The 3,182-nt window shown below is 59.6% G+C and carries 3 protein-coding genes; 2 read left to right on the top strand and 1 reads right to left on the bottom strand.

Going from position 1 to position 3,182, the window contains the following annotated elements:
• Window positions 1-1,244 (bottom strand): MFS transporter (locus tag M0974_RS28890; protein WP_297845130.1); only part of this gene is annotated, 1,244 nt, incomplete at its 3' end.
• A gap of 193 nt (window positions 1,245-1,437) precedes the next feature.
• Here M0974_RS28890 and M0974_RS28885 point away from each other — a divergent pair.
• Together M0974_RS28885 and M0974_RS28880 are read left to right on the top strand one after the other, a co-directional pair.
• Entirely contained in the window at window positions 1,438-1,722 is a 285-nt protein-coding gene (locus M0974_RS28885; RefSeq protein ID WP_297845128.1) for a hypothetical protein, read from the top strand.
• A gap of 561 nt (window positions 1,723-2,283) precedes the next feature.
• A partial coding sequence (locus M0974_RS28880) for an IS110 family transposase (protein ID WP_297845131.1) occupies window positions 2,284-3,182 on the top strand: 899 nt, incomplete at its 3' end.

Genomic DNA, 3,182 nt, shown 5'->3' with positions numbered 1-3,182 from the left:
GGCAGCAGGAACACAAGCGGCAGCGCCAGTAGCGATGTTGCGGTGTTGACCAGCACCAGCCCGTCGAAATGCCAGCCATGGTGATCTAGCAGATTGGCGCCGATGATATCGGTGCCAAACAGCGCGAATGTGCGCACGCTGATCATCAGCGCATACCCCAGGCTTTCGCTGCCGCGCGGGGTCGCGCGCGCCGACATGTCCATAAACGCCAGTTCGGCGAGCGCGAAGCCGGCGCCATTGATCGCCTCGATCGCGAAAGCTGCCGGAATGCTGTTGTAGAACAGATAGAGCGACTGCGTACATGCGTTGGCACCGATGCCGATCAGCAGGAGCGAGCGCAGCGTAAAGCGGCGGCACAGGCGGGTATAGCACAGCGCGGTCACGATCCCGGTCGCGTAAGCCGCGAACACGATCCATCCTTGCGCGCCGGTGGTCATGTGCAGGTCGTTCTGCTGCCGGTAAAACAGCGCGCTTTCGGTGCCCGGCGCGATGAAGAACATCAGTATGATCGCGCCGGCGGCCCACACCGGCCGCGCCCGCCCGATCGCGCGCAATTGATCGCCCAGCGCCGACAGCGGTTGCGGCGGCAAATGCGGCTCGCGCAGGAACAGGATCGCAACCGGCACCAGCGATGCCGCAATCAGCGCGCAGGCGAGCGCCGTCCACCCGAAAGCTACCCCGGCCAGATAGCCCGACACCGGTGCGCCAACGATGAAGCACGCCGAATTGGCAACCTGGCGTATTCCCGCCAACTTGCCCGCTGTGCCGCTAGCCTGCGCGGTTTCGACCAGCAGGCCGCCGGTGGCACAGCTGACGAGCACCATCGCGCATGATGTCAGCATCATCGCCACCAGCAGGGACACGTACGCGTTCGACCCGACACCGGTAACCGCCCAGCCGAGCGCCGCCAGCACCGAGCCGACGATCATGTAGGACCGCCGCCGCGACCCGAACATCGGAAATGCATCGATCACCGCGCCAAACAGCGGTTTCAGATACCAGGCAAACCCTGCGGCAAACAGGAAGATTGCCATCCCGGTGCGATCGAGATGCAGGTCGTTCTTCAACAGGTTGCGCAGCGGGATCCGCGCGAGCAACTTGTCCTGCGCCAAGGTCGAGGCGACGATGCCGATCATCACGACGAAACTGGCCCGCCAGAATGGGACGGGTGGCGGGCAAGATTCCACACCGGGCACGGCCTGGGCGGGCAATTGCTCAATGTGGGCGGTAATGGTGTCGCTCACGGTCCGCTTCCGGTTTCGCGCTTACCATGACCGAGCGGCCCTGCTGGTTCAATGTTGGGTTCCGCCTTTCTAAGGCAGGCGAATGATTGCGGGCATTGGTTTGAAGTGGCAGCTAACGCCCAGTTGCGGACATTAGGAGTTGAAGGCATTGTCTCGCGATGCCCTTATTTATTAGTCGAAGTATGGTGCCCGCATGGTCGACATATTCAGCAGTGCCTTCAGACTTGTCCTGTGGGCATGTTTATACGCGGCGATCAGATTTGAGTGGAGCGTCCGCTTCCGCGGCGTTGTTTTCATTCCGCTCGTCGCATTGGCGGCTTCGCAATTATTTTGGCCATTTAAGATAAATGTCCAATATTCGATTGGTCGCCCAGTCAATCTGGCTGCAGCAATAGCGACGATTGGCTTTATCTTGCTTTTCCTGTTTGCAAGTTTGCGCAAATCCGCTCGGGACGCTCCAAGCGGGAAAGGCAGCTAACCTCCAAAATGGGTCATTTGTAAACGCAATTACAAAATTGCTACCAGCACGATTATGCGATCAAACTCCGAACCGTTGCAACCCGCCTGGCCAATCCTCGCTCGCTCGGAAGTTCGAAAGGCGGAGCGACGGGCGGCGTGTCGCCGTTGATCGTCCAGGGGCCGAAGCATTCGACGTTTATCCTGTGGCGCACGCAGACCGTTCAATCCTGACGCCATGCCAGTGACCAATTCGACGAGAAGGCCTGAATAGCGCGCGAAGCAAGACGGTAACGGGATGCAAGGGCAATGGCCCATAGGCGCGAACTTAAGGCCAAAATAACAAGATCCGTTCGTCCTGAGCCTCGTTAGTTTGCACTAACTCCAAAACTCGTTGAGAAACTGGAGTGCCGGTGTGGGACGGCCATCCCACACCGGCGCGATCAGTATGCCCGTTGAGCCTGTGGTCAGGCAGTGATGCCGTGACCGATCGACAGCCAGGGCCCTGGTCGCTGTTGTAGTGAACCCGAACAATCGACGGGGCCGATCTAGGCAATCGAGCCCGTTAACGAGGATGGGTCCGATGACCACATTACCACCGGCCAACCGCTTTGTCGGCATCGATGTTTCCAAAGCGCATCTTGATATCCACCTGCTGCCCAAAAAGCGCAGTTGGCGGATCGCATACACCCCTGCTGCCTTGCAAAAACTGCTCGAAGATCTGGGCGACACCACCTCTGTCCTGGTCATCATGGAAGCGACTGGCGGATACGAACGGCTGTGCGCAGACACGCTGGCCGATGCAGGGTTTGCCGTTGCGGTCGTGAACCCCCGCCAGGCCCGCAGATTTGCCGGAGCATTGGGCACCCTGGCCAAGACGGACAAGACCGATGCGGCCATGCTGGCGCAGTATGGCGAAGCAATACGCCCGGAAAACCGCCACAAACCCGATGTTGCACGCAATGCCCTGACCGCGCTGATGGTGCGTCGCCGCCAGCTCATCACCATGGAAGCCATGGAAAAACAGCGCGCCAACCCCGACCATATCGATGATCAAACACGCAAAAGCATCGCCAGGCATGTCGCCTTTCTCAGGAAGGAAAGCGACGCAATTGCGACCAAGATCACCAAAATGATCGCCAATCACCCTTCATGGAAAGCACTGTCTGATGCCTACCAAAAGGTCAAAGGCGTGGGCGCAGAAACAGCTGCCGCACTGATCACCCAAATGCCCGAACTGGGCACCCTTGGCCGCCGGCAGGTCGCCGCGCTGGCTGGGCTCGCCCCTGTCAATCGCGACTCAGGGATCAGTCGTGGCAGACGCTTTACCCAAGGCGGGCGCACTACCCTCAAAACCTCGCTGTACATGGCTGCTCTGTCTGCAGCACGACATCACCCAGACCTGAAAACATTCTACGCCAAGCTGAAAGAGGCCGGAAAACCTTCAAAGGTCGCCCTCATCGCCGTCGCCAGAAAGCTGCT

The organism is Pseudomonas sp., assembly GCF_026224925.1.
GTDB lineage: Bacteria > Pseudomonadota > Gammaproteobacteria > Pseudomonadales > Pseudomonadaceae > Aquipseudomonas.
This window is presented reverse-complemented; position numbering and strand designations above follow the sequence as displayed.